Annotated in this window: 18 protein-coding genes and 3 tRNA genes; 12 read left to right on the top strand and 9 right to left on the bottom strand. The window is 68.6% G+C overall.

Annotated elements, in window-relative coordinates; genetic code table 11:
• Positions 1–13: 13 nt before the first annotated feature.
• Complete coding sequence (locus B7K26_RS11305; RefSeq protein ID WP_084079313.1) at positions 14–187, bottom strand: DUF3073 family protein; 174 nt, start codon at positions 185–187, stop codon at positions 14–16.
• 261 nt (positions 188–448) lie between these two features.
• On the opposite strand from B7K26_RS11305, the gene B7K26_RS11300 reads away from it, so the two are divergent.
• The 3 genes from B7K26_RS11300 to B7K26_RS11290 are packed head-to-tail and all read left to right on the top strand — an operon-like array spanning position 449 to position 2,190.
• A complete protein-coding gene (locus tag B7K26_RS11300; RefSeq protein ID WP_084079575.1) occupies positions 449–649 on the top strand; it encodes a BldC family transcriptional regulator in 201 nt (66 codons plus the stop codon).
• Between the two features lie 54 nt (positions 650–703).
• Entirely contained in the window at positions 704–1,255 is a 552-nt protein-coding gene (locus B7K26_RS11295) for a methylated-DNA--[protein]-cysteine S-methyltransferase (protein ID WP_084079312.1), read from the top strand.
• The gene (locus B7K26_RS11290) at positions 1,252–2,190 is read left to right on the top strand and encodes a DMT family transporter (protein WP_159449685.1); all 939 of its coding nucleotides are present in this window, start codon (positions 1,252–1,254) and stop codon (positions 2,188–2,190) included. Before B7K26_RS11295 ends, B7K26_RS11290 begins: the two co-directional genes overlap by 4 nt.
• Here B7K26_RS11290 and B7K26_RS11285 read toward each other — a convergent pair.
• The 4 genes from B7K26_RS11285 to B7K26_RS11270 all read right to left on the bottom strand — a co-directional run bounded on the left by B7K26_RS11285 (position 2,187) and on the right by B7K26_RS11270 (position 3,052).
• Entirely contained in the window at positions 2,187–2,558 is a 372-nt protein-coding gene (locus B7K26_RS11285; RefSeq protein WP_084079310.1) for a phage holin family protein, read from the bottom strand. The genes B7K26_RS11290 and B7K26_RS11285 overlap by 4 nt on opposite strands.
• Before the next feature lie 145 nt (positions 2,559–2,703).
• A tRNA-Phe gene (locus tag B7K26_RS11280) sits at positions 2,704–2,776 on the bottom strand.
• Positions 2,777–2,841: 65 nt separating this feature from the next.
• Positions 2,842–2,915: transfer RNA gene (locus B7K26_RS11275), tRNA-Asp, on the bottom strand.
• Positions 2,916–2,979: 64 nt separating this feature from the next.
• Positions 2,980–3,052 (bottom strand) — tRNA-Glu (locus tag B7K26_RS11270).
• Between the two features lie 91 nt (positions 3,053–3,143).
• On the opposite strand from B7K26_RS11270, the gene B7K26_RS11265 reads away from it, so the two are divergent.
• Entirely contained in the window at positions 3,144–3,497 is a 354-nt protein-coding gene (locus B7K26_RS11265) for a metallopeptidase family protein (RefSeq protein WP_084079574.1), read from the top strand.
• 18 nt (positions 3,498–3,515) lie between these two features.
• Complete coding sequence (locus B7K26_RS11260; RefSeq protein ID WP_084079309.1) at positions 3,516–3,893, top strand: RidA family protein; 378 nt, start codon at positions 3,516–3,518, stop codon at positions 3,891–3,893.
• A gap of 69 nt (positions 3,894–3,962) precedes the next feature.
• Here the strand turns inward: B7K26_RS11260 and galE are convergent, their stop codons facing one another.
• Both galE and galK read right to left on the bottom strand, forming a co-directional pair.
• A complete protein-coding gene (gene galE, locus B7K26_RS11255; protein WP_084079308.1) occupies positions 3,963–4,940 on the bottom strand; it encodes a UDP-glucose 4-epimerase GalE in 978 nt (325 codons plus the stop codon).
• An 18-nt stretch (positions 4,941–4,958) separates the two neighbouring features.
• Positions 4,959–6,107 carry a galactokinase gene (gene galK, locus B7K26_RS11250; RefSeq protein WP_084079307.1) on the bottom strand — a complete coding sequence of 383 codons (1,149 nt, stop codon included), beginning with the start codon at positions 6,105–6,107 and terminating at the stop codon, positions 4,959–4,961.
• A 293-nt stretch (positions 6,108–6,400) separates the two neighbouring features.
• Between galK and B7K26_RS11245 the strand changes: the two genes are divergently transcribed.
• The 7 genes from B7K26_RS11245 to B7K26_RS11215 all read left to right on the top strand — a co-directional run bounded on the left by B7K26_RS11245 (position 6,401) and on the right by B7K26_RS11215 (position 13,428).
• Positions 6,401–7,375: a LacI family DNA-binding transcriptional regulator gene (locus B7K26_RS11245; RefSeq protein WP_159449684.1), complete on the top strand. Its 975-nt coding sequence runs from the start codon at positions 6,401–6,403 to the stop codon at positions 7,373–7,375.
• Between the two features lie 251 nt (positions 7,376–7,626).
• Complete coding sequence (gene chvE / locus B7K26_RS11240) at positions 7,627–8,802, top strand: multiple monosaccharide ABC transporter substrate-binding protein (protein WP_084079305.1); 1,176 nt, start codon at positions 7,627–7,629, stop codon at positions 8,800–8,802.
• A gap of 93 nt (positions 8,803–8,895) precedes the next feature.
• Positions 8,896–10,473, top strand: coding sequence for a multiple monosaccharide ABC transporter ATP-binding protein (gene mmsA, locus B7K26_RS11235; RefSeq protein WP_084079304.1), 1,578 nt, complete (start codon positions 8,896–8,898; stop codon positions 10,471–10,473).
• Positions 10,470–11,648 carry a multiple monosaccharide ABC transporter permease gene (mmsB, locus tag B7K26_RS11230; protein WP_084079303.1) on the top strand — a complete coding sequence of 393 codons (1,179 nt, stop codon included), beginning with the start codon at positions 10,470–10,472 and terminating at the stop codon, positions 11,646–11,648. Before mmsA ends, mmsB begins: the two co-directional genes overlap by 4 nt.
• Positions 11,649–12,019: 371 nt before the next feature.
• Entirely contained in the window at positions 12,020–12,508 is a 489-nt protein-coding gene (locus B7K26_RS11225; protein ID WP_084079302.1) for a carbonic anhydrase, read from the top strand.
• 101 nt (positions 12,509–12,609) lie between these two features.
• A complete protein-coding gene (locus B7K26_RS11220) occupies positions 12,610–12,861 on the top strand; it encodes a YkvA family protein (protein WP_084079301.1) in 252 nt (83 codons plus the stop codon).
• A gap of 57 nt (positions 12,862–12,918) precedes the next feature.
• Complete coding sequence (locus B7K26_RS11215; RefSeq protein WP_084079300.1) at positions 12,919–13,428, top strand: hypothetical protein; 510 nt, start codon at positions 12,919–12,921, stop codon at positions 13,426–13,428.
• A 10-nt stretch (positions 13,429–13,438) separates the two neighbouring features.
• Here the strand turns inward: B7K26_RS11215 and B7K26_RS11210 are convergent, their stop codons facing one another.
• Together B7K26_RS11210 and B7K26_RS11205 are read right to left on the bottom strand one after the other, a co-directional pair.
• Entirely contained in the window at positions 13,439–13,948 is a 510-nt protein-coding gene (locus B7K26_RS11210; RefSeq protein ID WP_084079299.1) for a hypothetical protein, read from the bottom strand.
• Between the two features lie 122 nt (positions 13,949–14,070).
• Positions 14,071–14,976, bottom strand: coding sequence for a cation diffusion facilitator family transporter (locus B7K26_RS11205; protein ID WP_084079298.1), 906 nt, complete (start codon positions 14,974–14,976; stop codon positions 14,071–14,073).
• Positions 14,977–15,014: the final 38 nt, after the last annotated feature.

Genomic DNA, 15,014 nt, shown 5'->3' with positions numbered 1-15,014 from the left:
AGCGGGCGAGCGGTTAACGCTCGTCGTCGTCCGCCCAGCGGTCGTACTTGTCGTCGGCCTCATCGGGCTCCTCGGCAGAGTGGCCCACAAGCTCGCGCTCGAGGTCGCGAATGTCGCTACCGTGGTTGGAGTACTTGAGCTGACGCGCAATCTTCGCGTCCTTAGCCTTCTGACGGCCGCGCCCCATGTCGCCGCCCCTTCCGCTCGTCGCGGGCGCGCGGATTTCGCGGGCCCTGCGTGATGAGTGCTGAGTAGAACTTTACAACGCGCGGCATGGTGAATGCGACCTCCTCCCGTGTGAGTTGCGCCAACCTCCGTAGGGCAGGCGCTCCAAAAAAATCGGAAGTTGCGGCCAAAAGTGTCGTCATAATCGAGAACGTCAGCCCTCTCACGAGGCACAGGGCCCCAACGAGGGGGCGCATCAATCGAGACTGAGGGAATCCGAATGATGACTGACATCGTCAAGGACCAGGAGAAGCTGCTCACGCCGAGCGAGGTGGCCGCGATCTTCCGCGTCGACCCCAAGACGGTCACGCGGTGGGCGAAGGTGGGCAAGCTCTCCTCGATCCGCACGCTGGGGGGACACCGTCGCTTCCGCGAGGCCGAGGTGCACCAGCTGCTCCTGAAGGCGCAGCAGCAGGGCGCGTAACGGGGGTAGCGCGCCCGGCCGCCACTGTCGGTGGCCGGGCGTAGCCTTGCGCGCATGACGAGTCCCCTCCTCGCGGCGTCGTACGCGACGCCCTTCGGCGATCTCGCCGTGGTGGCCGAATCCGACGGCGGCGTGATCAGGGCGGCGGACTTTCGCCCGGTCGCCCAGGTGGCACGCCAGGTGGGACAGGCGCATGCCTCGCGCGGCTGGGTCGAGGGGGTCATCCCCCAGGCGGCCGATGCCGTGGCGGCCTGGCTCGAGGGCGACGACGACGCGCTCATGACGGTCGCGGTCGAGCAGGACGGTGGGCCGTTCTTTCAGGAGGTCTGGGCGCAGATGCGCACTGTGCCCGCCGGACGCGCGGTCTCGTATGGGGAGCTCGCCGAGATGGCGGGGCGCCCGCGCGCCTCGCGCGCCGTGGGCACGGCGTGCGCGTCCAACTCGGTCGCGCTCTTTGTCCCGTGCCACCGGGTGGTCCAGGCGGGCGGCAGGCTCGGGTCCTACGGCTTCGGCGGGATCGAGAACAAGGCCGCGCTGCTGCGGCACGAGGGAGTGAAGGTGTCCGATGCGACCCCGTCCGCGCGCCTGATCGAGCGCGCCTCGTGAGCGTCGCCAACGCGCCGCTGCGCGCGTGGCTGCCGTACTTCCTGGGGGTCTCGGCCGCGTGGGGCGCGAGCTTCCTCTTCATCTCCGTGGGCCTGCGCGCGTTCGCGCCCACGCAGGTGGCGTTCGGCCGCGTGCTGTTCGGCGCCATCACTCTCATCGTGTTGGTCCTCGTGACCCGCTCCGTGCCGCGCCTCACCTGGCGCAAGGTCGGCGCCATCACCGCGGTGGCGGCCTTCATGTCGGGAATCCCACTCGTGCTGATTCCCGCGGCTCAGGAGCACATCTCGTCCATCCTCGCGAGCCTGCTGAACGCCACCACGCCGCTGTGGACGGCGCTGTTCGTGGCGCTCCTAATCCCGGCCGAGCGGGTCAGCCGCGCGCAACTCACGGGCCTCGTCATCGGCGCCGTCGGCATCGCGATCCTGCTGGGCGCGTGGAACGTCGACGACTTCCCGGTGGTGGGTGCGGCACTGATGCTGGGCGCCACCGCCTGTTACGGCATCGGCTCCACGCTGTCGCGCGTGATGCTCAGCCGCGTCCAGGACTCACCCACGGCGCTGTCGTGCATGCAAATCACGGTCTCCGCGCTCATGCTTGCCCCGTTCGCGCTCGCGGCGCCCGCACCCGCACCGGGAGGGCTCGCGCTCGATTCGGCGTCGCTGTGGGCGATTTTTGCACTGGGCGTGACGGGGACGTCGTTCGCCTACGTGTGGTTCTGGAAGATCGTGAAGGCGGCGGGGGCGACCACGGCCGCGTCGGTGACGTACTGCGTGCCTGTTGTGGCGACCTTCCTGGGCATCGTCGTACTGGGCGAGGAGCTCGCCTGGTACGAGGTCGCGGGGGCGGCGGTGGTGTTCGCCGGGGTGTGGCTCGCCCAGCGCAAGCCCAGGCCGCGGCCCGAGGTCATGCAGGAGCTGAAGGGCTCTCCCGCTTAGAGGATCGAGTTCTTGATGCGCTCGATCGAGGCGGCGGGGTAGAGGTCCTTGTTCTTCTTGATCTTGCGGGCGCCGATGCCAATGAAGATCAGCATGATCAGCAGCATGGCGCCGGCGACCACGAGCGCGGACAGCCACACGGGCCACACCACGGACAGGCCGGCGATGGCAGCGACGATGAGGACGAAGAACAGGAAGAAGCCCAGTGCGGCCGCGGCGGCCATGAGGCCGATGCCGATGCCCAGCTGGCGGCCCTTGACCTTCAGCTCGACCTTGATGACCTCGCTCTCGGCGCGGATCGTCGCGATCCACTGACCGGCGATGGCTCCGAGCAGGGTGTTGAGGACGGTCTTGCCGAGGCTGGCCATGAGATCTCCTTGAGGGACGACGTTCCTCCTAGTGAACCGTCTGTTGCCCTGCCAGCGCAAACGCTTCTTCGCGGCGCGGCACCGGGCGAGGGCGTGCGCGGGGGCAAAGCGAAAGGCCCCCGGTTTCCCGAGGGCCCTTCCGATGTGGCTCCGACCGGCGTCGATCCGGTGACCTTTCGATTTTCAGTCGAACGCTCTACCAACTGAGCTACAGAGCCTGGTCGCGCGGGGCGAACCCCTTGCTTGCGCGAAAGCCCCTCCGTATGAAGGGGCATTCGCACCGCGACCCTGACGGGACTTGAACCCGCGACCTCCGCCGTGACAGGGCGGCGCGCTAACCAACTGCGCCACAGGGCCTTGCTGTTCGGCTCTCCGCGAGGAGGGCCGAGGAATAGTGTAGACCATATTTCGACCTACGTTGTACCCCCAACGGGATTCGAACCCGTGCTACCGCCGTGAAAGGGCGGCGTCCTAGGCCGCTAGACGATGAGGGCGCCGTCCTGAGGCCGCCGAAGCGCCCTCGTGGACGTGACCATTCTAGGGGGTCGCACGGAGTCTCGATGCACGTCGGCAAGAATGGGCGTCATGGTGGAAATGAGCCCCGAGGAGTTCGAGTCCGCGGTCGACGACGCGATCGACGCGATCCCCGAGGAACTGCTGAACCTCGTCGACAACGTCGTGATCCTGATCGAGGACGAGCCCGAGGGCGAGGACAAGGACCTGCTGGGCCTCTACGACGGCGTCGCGCTCACGGAGCGCGGCTCGGAGTGGGGGATGGTGGACCTGCCCGATCGCATCTTCATCTATCGGGGCCCCACGCTGCGCTTCTGCGACGACGCGGACCACGTGCGCGAGGAGGTCGCGATCACCGTGGTGCACGAGATCGCCCACCACTTCGGGATCGACGACGACCGGCTCCACGCGCTCGGCTGGGGCTGACGGGCGTAGGTTGAGCGCATGAGACAGACCTTCTCCTCCGGCGGACCCTTTGAGGACATGTACGGCTACTCGCGCGCCGTGCGCGTCGGCAACCACGTGTCCGTGTCCGGCACGTGTGCCAGGGACGATGCGGTGGTCCCCGACGCCTACGCGCAGGCCCTCGACGCGCTCCACACCATCGGTCGCACGCTCGCCGAGGCGGGTGCGCAGCTGGGCGACGTGGTGCGCACCGTCGCGTTCGTCACGGACATCCGTGACATGGAGAAGATCGCCGCGGCGCACCGCGAGGTGTTCCAGGACATCCGCCCGGCCGCGACCATCGTGGAGGTGTCGCGTCTCGCTGACCCCAAGTACCTTGTCGAGTTCCAGGCCGATGCGGTGATCGAGCAGCCGTAGCGCGGCCCCCGCCAGACGCCAAGGTCCCGGACACCTCACGGTGTCCGGGACCTTGGCGTCTGGCGGGGATTACGCCTCGTCGGGCGCCGCCTCCCACGCCGAGGACGCCATCTCCTCGATGGTGTGCGCCATCTTCCACTCGATGTCGTCGGCCGCGAGTTCGCCGCGGGCGACGATTCTGGCGGGGTCGCCGGGCCGGCGGTCCTTCACGACGGGCTCGAGGTCGCTGCCCGCGGCCTCCAGCAGCGAGCCGACGATCTCGCGCACCGAGGTGCCGTCGCCGGAGCCGAGGTTGTACACGGGCGCCAGCGGGCGGCCAGCGTCCAGCATCCGCGCCGCGGCGACGTGCGAGTGAGCCAGGTCCTGCACGTGGACGTAGTCGCGCACGCAGGTGCCGTCGGGGGTGTCGTAGTCGTCGCCGAAGATCAGCGGCGCCTGCCCGGCCTTGATGGCGCGGATGACCTTGGGGAACAGGTTGTGGGGCGAGGCGTCGTACACCTCGGTGGTGCCCGAGCCGACCACGTTGAAGTAGCGCAGGCTCGTGGCCCGCAGCGGCGCGTCGGACTCGGCGGTCGCCTTGACCTGGTCGCGGATCAGCCATTCGCCGATCAGCTTGGACTCGCCGTAGGGCGACTCAGGGGTGGTGCGGGTGGACTCGTTGACCACCTCGACGTCGGGGGTGCCGTAGACGCCCGCGGAGGAGGAGAAGACGAGCTGGGTGACCCCGGCATCGGCCATTGCCTCGAGCAGGCACGCGGTGCCCTCGACGTTCTGGCGGTAGGTGTGGATGGGCAGCTTTACCGACTCGCCGGCGTACTTGTAGCCGGCGCAGTGGATGACGCCCTGGACGCCGTGCTCCGTGAGCGCGGCGCGGACCTTCTCCGTCTCGAGGATCGATGCCTTGACGAACGGCACGCCCTCGGGGATGAAGGCCTCGAAGCCGCTCGAAAGGTCGTCGAGCACCACGGCGTCGATCCCGCCGTCGGTGAGGGCTCGCACCACGTGCGATCCGATGTAGCCGGCACCGCCGGTAACCATCCAGCTCATGTGAACTCTCCTTGGGTATCAGTGGTCGCGGCGCGCGCCCTGCGAGGGCGTCACCTGGAAGATCGTGGCCTCGCGCATGCCAGCCTCGGCAAGGGCTGCCTGGATGGCCGATGCGATGGCCTCGGCCTTGTCGAGAGGCACCAGGGCGATGGAGGAGCCACCGAAGCCGCCGCCGGTCATGCGCGCGCCGATGGCGCCGTGGGCCACGGCAGTGTCGCACGCGAGGTCGATCTCGGGCACGGTGATCTCGAAGTCGTCGCGCATCGAGGCCTGTGAAGCGTCGAGCAGCGCACCGATGGCGGTGGGGCCGTCCTCGCCCAGCACACGCACGGTGTCGAGGACGCGCTGGTTCTCGGTGACGACGTGGCGTACGCGGCGGTAGGTCTCCTCGTCGAGGAGCTCCTGGGCGCGCGGGAGGTCGTCGGCGTCGATCTCGCGAAGGGTGGTGACGCCGAGCGCCTTGGCGCCCTTGGCGCACGAGGCGAAGCGGTCGCCGTAGCCGCCGGTGGCGTGCTCGTGGTCGACGTTGGAGTTGACGACGAGGATGCCCAGGCCCTTGTCCTTGAGGTGCAGGGCCACCGGGCGGGCCTCCTCGGTGTCGCAGTCGAGGAACACCACGTGGTCGTCCTCGGCAAGCATCGAGGCGGCCTGGTCGAGCAAGCCGGTGGGGGCACCCACGGCCTTGTTCTCGGCGACGCGGCCGAACCGTGCCATCTCGATCTTGCCCAGGTTCAGTCCCCACAGCTCGTTGAACGCGGCGCCCGCGGCGCACTCGAGCGCGGCCGAGGAGGACAGCCCGGCGCCCACGGGGACGTCGGAGTCGATGAGGATGTCGAGACCCGTCGCGGCGGACAGGTCGATGCCGGCGTCGGCCATCGCCCAGGCCACGCCGAGCACGTAGGCGGACCAGCCCGACATCGTGTCGAGGGTCAGAGCGTCCAGGTCGCCCACGACCTCGCCCTCGGCGAAGGTGGAGCGTAGGTGGATCTCACGGTCCTCGCGCACCGCCACGGCGGCCCAGGTGCGGCGGTCGATGCCGAACGGGAGCACGAAGCCGTTGTTGTAGTCGGTGTGCTCACCGATGAGGTTCACGCGTCCGGGCGCGGACCACACACCGTCGGCTACGCGTCCGTAGGCGGCCTCGAAGGCGGCGCGGATGTCGGTCATCGATGACTCCAAATCTCGTCGGCGTCGAGCCGACCCTCGTGCGGGTGGGCGCCGCGTCCTGCGTCGCCGCCACCCATCGTTCCATGCGGGCGTGCGGCCGGGGCGCATGCACCGGCTGGGACCGGTCCCAGCCTAACATTGTGGGTGGTGATGACGCCCTGACTTTGGGGTCCGCGGACGTGCCGCGGGATGTGGCCGACGGGGCTTGCGTTAACGTTCACCCCGTGGCGCGACGCGGCGCTACAGTGGCGCGCAAGGAGGCACAGGTGGCACGGGGTACTCGCGGACCGAGCATGCACGATGTCGCCGCGCTCGCGGGAGTGTCACACCAGACGGTCTCGCGCGTCCTCAACGACTTCGAGGGCATCCGGCCCGAGACGCGCGAGCGGGTGCTCGCCGCCATCGAGGAACTCGGATACCGCCGCAACCTCGCCGCCAGGGCGCTCGTGACCGGTCAGACGCAGACCATCGGCATGATCGGCCCGGTCGTCCCCGACATCGGCCCGCTGTCCACGCTGCATGCGCTGGAGCGCTCGGCGCGCGCGGTGGGCCTGCACACCATGATGACGAGCACCGAACCCGAGCCCGCCGCCGTCCGGCAGGCGCTCGAGTTCTTGCTGGGGCGCGGCATCGACGCGCTTGCCCTGGCCGCGCAGCACCGCGAGATCATCGCCGCCGTCGAGGACCTCGACCCGGGCATCCCGGTGGTCCACCTGCTCACCGGGGGCACGCCCGCGGGCGCGAGCGCGTCCATCGACCAGGTTGAGGGCGCGAGGCTTGCCATGCAGCATCTGCTGGACCTGGGCCACACGCGCATCCAGCACGTCGCGGGTCCCCAGTCGTACACGGAGGCGCGGCTGAGGGCCGATGCCTACCGCCAGATCATGGCCGAGCGAGGCCTCGAGTCGCTGCCGATCGTCGAGGGCGACTGGACGGCGGACTCGGGCTTCCACGCGGCCGATGCACTGGTCGCCGACGCGACGGCAGTCTTCTGCGGCAACGATCAGATGGCGTTTGGGCTGCTGCACCACCTCACCGAGAAGGGCATCGTGGTGCCGCGGGACATGTCGCTCGTGGGGTTCGACGACACGGGCGAGGCCCGCCATTCGGTGCCGCCGCTGACGACGGTCCGTCAGGATTTCGCGGCGGTGGGTCAGCTCGCGGTGGACCTCCTCGCGGCTCAGCTCGGCAGGGGTGTCGCCCCGGCAGTGCAGATCCTCGAGCCCGAGTTTGTGGCGCGGTACACGACCGCCGCCCCGCGCTCCTAAGACCTTCCGCTCACCCCGCGCGGCGCCGCATGTGCGAGCCCGGCATTGGCATCGCCCCTGTGACCGCTCCCAGTCCTGGCAGTGGCCGAATTCCCTGATACCGGTCAGGATCATGATCGTTTCGATCGTGTACGAAACATCACGGAATCGTGACCGTACGGAAATTGACGCGCCGGTGTGAACGTGAACATACTTGCTCCTGCACGACGGCCACGCGACGACGCAAGGCCACATCTCAAGGAGGAGAACTCATGAAGGCAAAGAAGTATTTTGCCGCTGCCGCGGGAGCCGCACTGGCCATCTCGCTCGCAGCGTGCAGCGGTTCCGGCGCCGGCTCCGAGGAGGAGCCCACCAGCGGTGCCACCGGCTCGACCGACTCGGGTGAGGTTGCTGAGGGCGGCCTGGTCGGCGTCGCGATGCCGACCCAGACCTCCGAGCGCTGGATCGCCGACGGCGAGGCCGTCGAGAAGGGCCTGCAGGACGCCGGCTACGAGGTCGAGCTTCAGTTCGCCAACGACGACATCCCCACGCAGTCGCAGCAGATCGACCAGATGATCACCAACGGCGCCGAGGCGCTGATCATCGCCGCGATCGACGGCACGGCGCTTGCCTCGCAGCTGGACGCGGCTGCCGCGGCGGGCATCCCCGTCATCTCGTACGACCGCCTCATCCGCGACTCGGAGAACGTCGACTTCTACGTCACGTTCGACAACTACCAGGTGGGCGTGCAGCAGGCGACGTCGCTGCTCGTGGGCCTCGGCGTCCTCGACAAGGACGGCGCGGAGACCGGCGAGGCCGGCCCGTTCAACGTGGAGCTCTTCGCCGGTTCGCCCGACGACAACAACGCCACGTTCTTCTGGAACGGCGCGATGGACACGCTGCAGCCGTACATCGACTCGGGCGTGCTCACGGTTCCCTCGGGCCAGACCGACTTCGACCAGGCCGCCATCCTGCGCTGGCAGCAGGAGACCGCCCAGAAGCGCATGGAGGACATCCTGACCTCCACGTACGTGGGCACCGACCTGCAGGTCGACGGCGTGCTGTCGCCCTACGACGGCCTCTCGCGCGGCATCATCACCGCCCTGCAGAACAACGGCTACTCGGGCACCGTCGCCGACGGCTTCCCCGCCATCTCGGGCCAGGACGCGGAGATCGCGTCGGTGAAGCTGATCGCGGACGACGTTCAGTTCGCGACCATCTTCAAGGACACCCGCAAGCTCGCGGCTCAGGCCATCACCGCCACCGAGGCGTACCTCGAGGGTGGCGAGCCGGAGGCGAACAACACCGAGGACTACGACAACGGCGTGAAGGTTGTGCCGTCGTTCCTGCTCGAGTCGGACATCGTCTACTCGGACAACATCGAGTCGCTCCTCGTTGACTCGGGCTACTGGACGGCCGAAGAGGTCGCCTCGGGCGTCGCCGAGTAACTCGGCTTCACCCCGCTTTCACGCCTCGCGGTGCCGGCTCCACGCCGGGGCCGGCACCGCGAGGCACCCCCCGTCATCCTTTGGAGAGGAACGATGGCAGGCAACATCCTGGAGATGCGCAGCATCTCCAAAGAATTCCCCGGCGTGAAGGCCCTGTCGGACGTGGAGCTCCACGTCCGCGAGGGTGAAATCCACGCGATCTGCGGCGAGAACGGCGCAGGCAAGTCCACGCTCATGAAGGTGCTCTCCGGGGTCTACCCGCACGGCACGTACACGGGCGACATCATCTACGACGGCGAGGAGGCGCGCTTCGGGTCCATTAACGACTCGGAGGACGCGGGAATCGTCATCATTCACCAGGAGCTCGCCCTGGTTCCCCACCTCACTGTCGCGGAGAACATCTTCCTCGGCAACGAGACCAAGGGACGCCTGGGACTCATCGACTGGAACGCCGCCAACCACCGCGCTGCGGATCTGATGGCGCAGGTGGGGCTCCACGAGAACCCCGTGACCCCCGTCGGCCAGCTGGGCGTGGGCAAGCAGCAGCTCATCGAGATCGCCAAGGCACTCTCGAAGGACGTGCGCCTGCTCATCCTCGACGAGCCGACCGCGGCGCTCAACGACTCGGACTCCGAGCACCTGCTGCAGTTGCTGCGCGACCTTAAGGAACGCGGCATCACCTCGATCATGATTTCCCACAAGCTGGGTGAGATTGAGGACATCGCCGATACCACCACGATCATCCGTGACGGCCAGACGATCGAGACGATCGACATGTCGGAGCCGGAGTCGACCCAGGACCGCATCATTCGCGGCATGGTGGGACGCGACCTCGAGCACCGCTACCCGGCGCGCATCGACCACAGCATCGGCGAGGAACTGTTCCGGGTCGAGAACTGGACGGTCCACCACCCCACCCAGCCCGACCGCGTGGTCGTGGACGGCGCGAGCTTCAACGTGCGCGCGGGTGAGGTTGTTGGCATCGCCGGCCTCATGGGCGCGGGACGCACCGAGCTCGCGATGAGCATCTTCGGCGGCACCTACGGGCGCGACATCTCCGGCGAGGTCTACAAGAACGGCGAGCGCATTCGCACCAAGACGGTGTCGGAAGCCATTTCGCACGGCATCGCGTACGCGACCGAGGACCGCAAGAAGTATGGGCTGAACCTCATCGAGGACATCCGCCGCAACATCTCGGCGGCGGCCCTCGGCAAGCTCACCAAGGCAGGTTTCGTCAACGGCAACGAGGAGCTTGCCGTCGCGGAGGAGTACCGCGCGTCGATGAACATCAAGACGCCGTCCGTGCTGCAGCTCGCCGGAAACCTTTCCGGCGGCAACCAGCAGAAGGTCGTGCTGTCCAAGTGGATGTACACCGACGCCGACGTGCTGATCCTCGACGAGCCGACCCGCGGCATCGACGTGGGCGCCAAGTACGAGATCTACACGATCATCAACAAGCTTGCCGCTCAGGGCAAGGCAGTGGTGATCATCTCGTCGGAGCTGCCCGAGCTGCTCGGCACGTGTGACCGCATCTACACCCTCGCCTTCGGGCGCATGACCGGCTGCCTCGATGTGGCCGATGCGACTCCCGAATCCCTGATGACCCTGATGACCCAAGAACGAAACGCTCCGGCCACCGCGGGCTCGGACGCTGAGGAGACCCACTCATGACCGGCATCGCCAACGTGCGTGAGCTGCTGACGCGCAACATGCGCACCAGCGGTATCTACATCGCCTTCGTGGCGATCATCGCCCTGTTCGCCATCCTCACGGACGGCACCCTGCTCAGCCCCACCAACCTCACCAACGTCATTCTCCAGTACTCGTACATCCTGGTGCTGGCGACCGGCATGGTGATCGTCATCATCGGCGGCCACATCGACCTCTCGGTGGGCTCCGTGGTGGCGTTCTCGGGCGCCGTAGCGGCCGTGCTCATGATCAAGCAGGGCCAGCCGTGGTGGGTCGGTGTGCTCGCCGCGCTCCTCGTGGGCCTCGTGGCCGGTGCCTGGCAGGGATTCTGGGTGGCCTTTGTCGGCATCCCGGCATTCATCACCACCCTGGCCGGCATGTTGCTGTTCCGCGGCCTCACCTACGAGGTCCTCGACAACATCTCGCTGTCGCCCGTCCCGCAGTCCTACGCCAAGATCGCCACCGGCTTCCAGAACGGCCTGTTCGGCGGCAACGGCTACGACGTCTTCACCCTGGTGATCTTCGGCATCGCCGTCGCGGGCTACGTCGTCCAGGAGATCCGCAAGCGTCGTGCGGCGATTGCCTACAAGCAGACCGTGGGCGCCACGCCCCTGTTCATCACGAAGCTCGTCGTCGTGGGCGCCGTCGTCATGTGGTTCGCGTGGCAGCTCGCCAACTACCGTGGCCTGCCGAACGTGCTGATCATCCTGGCCGTGCTGGTCATCGTCTACACCCTCGTGACGACCCGCACCGTGTTCGGCCGCCACGTCTACGCGATCGGTGGCAACCTGACCGCCGCGACGCTGTCCGGCGTCAAGGTCAAGTGGGTCAACTTCGGCATCATGCTCAACATGGGCCTCCTCGCCGGTGTGGCGGGAGTGCTGTACTCGGCCCGCTCCAACGGTGCCCAGCCCGGCGCCGGCAACATGTTCGAGCTCGACGCGATCGCTGCATCGTTCATCGGTGGTGCGGCTGTCACGGGTGGTGTGGGTCGCGTGACCGGCGCCATCGTCGGTGGTCTGATCATGGCCGTCATGTCCAACGGCATGCAGCTCATGGGCGTCGACCAGTCGATCCAGCAGGTCGTGAAGGGCCTCGTGCTGCTGCTCGCGGTCGCCTTCGACGTCTGGAACAAGCGCCGCGCGGGTGCCCGCTAAGCGCGTCGCACTCTGACAGGCTCGACGGCCGCTCATCCGGAGGGGGGATGAGCGGCCGTCGTCATGTCTGGGCGGTGATGTCGCGGAACGCTCCAGCCTCCCCCCGCCTCCACCGGCGCACATGGCCGCATTTGCGTCTCGAAAGACAGTGACGTGCCGCAAATGTAGCCATTTGCGGCACCGGGGTGGGGTGGGGTGGGAGTGGGGCTTGCAAGCGGCCGATGCCGTGGCCGGGCCGCGTACGCGACGACCGAGGTCGCACTCCACCGGAACGGCACACAACGCCCAGAGAGGTACGACCTCGGCCAAGGCCACGGTACCCCGCCGGTAGGGTGAACGCATCGGTCCCTACGTCCCCCATGGAGGTCCCCATGCCCATCGCTGACGAGCTCATCGCGAACAACGCCGAGTACGCCGAGACGTACGTGGCGGACCGCCCGCTTCCCCCTCGCCGTCAGCTCGCCGTGGTCGCCTGCATGGACTCGCGCCTGGACATCTTCGCCCTCCTCGGCCTCGAGGTCGGCGACGCCCACGTCATGCGTAACGCCGGCGGAGTCATCACCGACGACATGATCCGCTCGCTTGTCATCTCGCAGCGCAAGCTCGGCACGCGCGAGATCATCCTCATCCACCACACCGACTGCGGCGCCCTCACGTTTACGGACGACGAGCTGCGCAACCAGCTGCTCGACGAGACGGGCCTCAAGCCCGCGTGGAGCCCCGAGTCCTTCAAGGACCTCGACGCCGACCTCCGCCAGTCGATGGAGCGCCTGCGCCGCTCGCCCTTCCTGGTCGAGACCGAGCAGGTCCGCGGCTTCGTCTTCGACGTCCACACCGGACTGCTGCGCGAGGTCGTCTAGCCGCCGCACGCACGCCACGGGAAGCGCCGCGCGGGTGCGCGGCGTTACCGTGGTGACGGGCGCATCGGCCCGCCGTATGGACGCCAGGGGAGGCGAGCGACATGACGTGGTGGAAGTTTTTCCAGGCGGTGCGCCGCGGCGAGCACAAGATCGGCGGCATGACCTGGTTCACGGCGGCCGCCGCGCTGGTCTACACGATCTCGCCCATCGACCTCATCCCCGAGCTGATCTTCCCCCTCGTCGGCCTTGTCGACGACCTCGGCCTGTGGGGGGTGACCCTCATGCTGCTCAACCGCGAGAAGAACGCGTGGGAGGCCCACGCCGCCACGACCGCGCGCGTGGTGGACGCCTAGGACGGCCGATGCCGTCGCCCCCGGGCGCGTGCGCCTCGCCCGGGTTAGGTTGAGACCATGCCCCCGTTCGCCATCGAGACCCGCCAGGCGATCGCCTACGTGGGCCTCTCGGTCGACGTGACGATGGACTCCATCCCCGCGCGGGTGGACCCCGCCTTCGAGGGCCTGGTGCGCTACCTCGATGTCCGTGGCATCGTCCCGCTGGGCCCGTCCATCCTGCGCTACCGGCGCGTCATGATGACCGCGCCGTTCACCCTGCAGATCGGCCTGGTCGTCGACAAGATCCCCTGGATCGACCACCCCTACGTGGCCGACTGGCTGCCCGCGGGACGGTACGTGGTGGCCCGACAGGATGCCCCGTACGCGAGCATCGGCGCGCTCACCTCGCGAGCGATGACGTGGGGAGACGGCCAGGGGGTCGACTACGCCCTCGAGGTCGGTCGCGAGGGCGGTCAGGGAGACGGCGACACGTGGGAGTCCTGGTACGAGTGGTACCCGGCGCCGCCGACCCAGGGCGCGGATGGCCCCGAGGGGCCTGTCGAGATCTGCCTGAAGCTGCGCGACTGACGCGCGGCGCTCAGAACGAGCCGCGCAGGGTCCTGACCTCGTCGAGCTGGCGGCTCAGTTCCCGCGAGAGCCGATGCGCGAACCGGCCCGCCTCGCCGCCCGGGCGGGCGTTGGCCTGCTCCAGGCACAGGGCGAGCGCGTCGCGCAGGTGCGTGTCCCAGTAGTCCAGCGCGCTAGGGCCGCAGCGCCCCGTCCTGCCGGGGCAGGGGTCGCCGATCTGCAGGCAGTCGCGCAGCGTCCACGGGCGCAGCCACCGGTTCTCGCGTTGGTCAGCGCCGAGCTCGCGCAGGCGGTCCACGAGCGGCGACGAGTACGACGCGAGCGCTCGGCCCAGCCGGTGCGCCATGGCCCGCACCTCGTGATGAATCCTGGCGTTGCGCACCACGGAGATGAGCCCAGCGACGGTGTCCTGAAGATGCGCGGCGAGGGTCTGCGCGAACCGGATGTCGCGCTCCGACGGGAGCCGCTCGGGTACGGCGACGGGATCGACGTACGGGCGCGCGAGCGCAAGCGTCTCCATGAGTTCCCCCGGGGATAGGCGTGGAAAAGAATCTGCTTCCACGGTAGGAAACGCAGTGCCCGAATACCAGGGACCATCGTCCGAGGTTTGCCTTCCGAGGCCCTAGGGACGTGTGATCTGACTCACCAGTCGGCCTCGTGGCACTCGCGCGTGCGCGCCGCCTCCACCTGCAGCGTCGCGTGGGCGAGCCCATGGCGCTCGGTGAGCACGGCCCTGGCGGACGCCAACACCGCCTGTGCCTCGGCATCGTCCGTCGTCACCAGGTGTGCCGTCGCCACATCCATCCCGGAGGTGAGCGTCCACACGTGAAGGTCGTGGACATCGGCCACCCCCGGCACCGCGGCGAGCGACGCCGCGACTTCGCCAGCCGAGACGTCCTGCGGCGCGTGCTGGGCGAGCACGCGCACCACCTCGCGGCCCAGCATGACGGCGCGCACCGCGACGAACGCGCCGATGCCGAGCGCCACCACCGTGTCCCACCAGGCGGCCCCGGTGGCGGCCACCAGGATCGCGGCGACAATCACGGCGACCGAGCCCAGGGCATCGGCCATCACCTCGAGGTAGGCGCCCTTGACGTTGAGGGACTCCTTCGAGCCCGAGCGCAGCAGCACCAGCGAGGCCACGTTGACGGCGAGGCCGATGACGCCGACCACGAGCATGGTTCCGGATGCGACCTCGGCCTCCGCGCCGATCCTCCCGATCGCCTCGATCACCACGTACGCCGAGACGCCCAGCATGACGAGGACCGCGATGCCGGACGCGAAGACCTCGGCCCGGTACGAGCCGTAGGTGCGCTCGCCGGTGCGGTCGGGCCTGGTGGCCATGCGCGTCGCGACCAGCGCGGCGCCGAGCGCGACAACGTCGGCGGCCATGTGTCCGGCATCGGTCAGCAGAGCGAGGGAGCCGGAGGTCAGCGCCGTGACGAGCTCCACCACGAAGAACGCGGCGACCATCCCGAATGCGACGGCGAGGCGCCAGCGGTGCCTGCCGCCCGCGTGCTGCGCGGGGCCGTGATGGTGACCGGACATGCCTGTAACGCCTCCGACTGGTGGATTCTGGTCAATCG

It is taken from the genome of Demequina sp. NBRC 110057 (assembly GCF_002090175.1).
Taxonomy (GTDB): Bacteria; Actinomycetota; Actinomycetes; order Actinomycetales; family Demequinaceae; genus Demequina.
The sequence above is the reverse complement of the archived record's forward strand: the minus strand, read 5'-3'. Positions and strand labels throughout refer to the sequence as shown.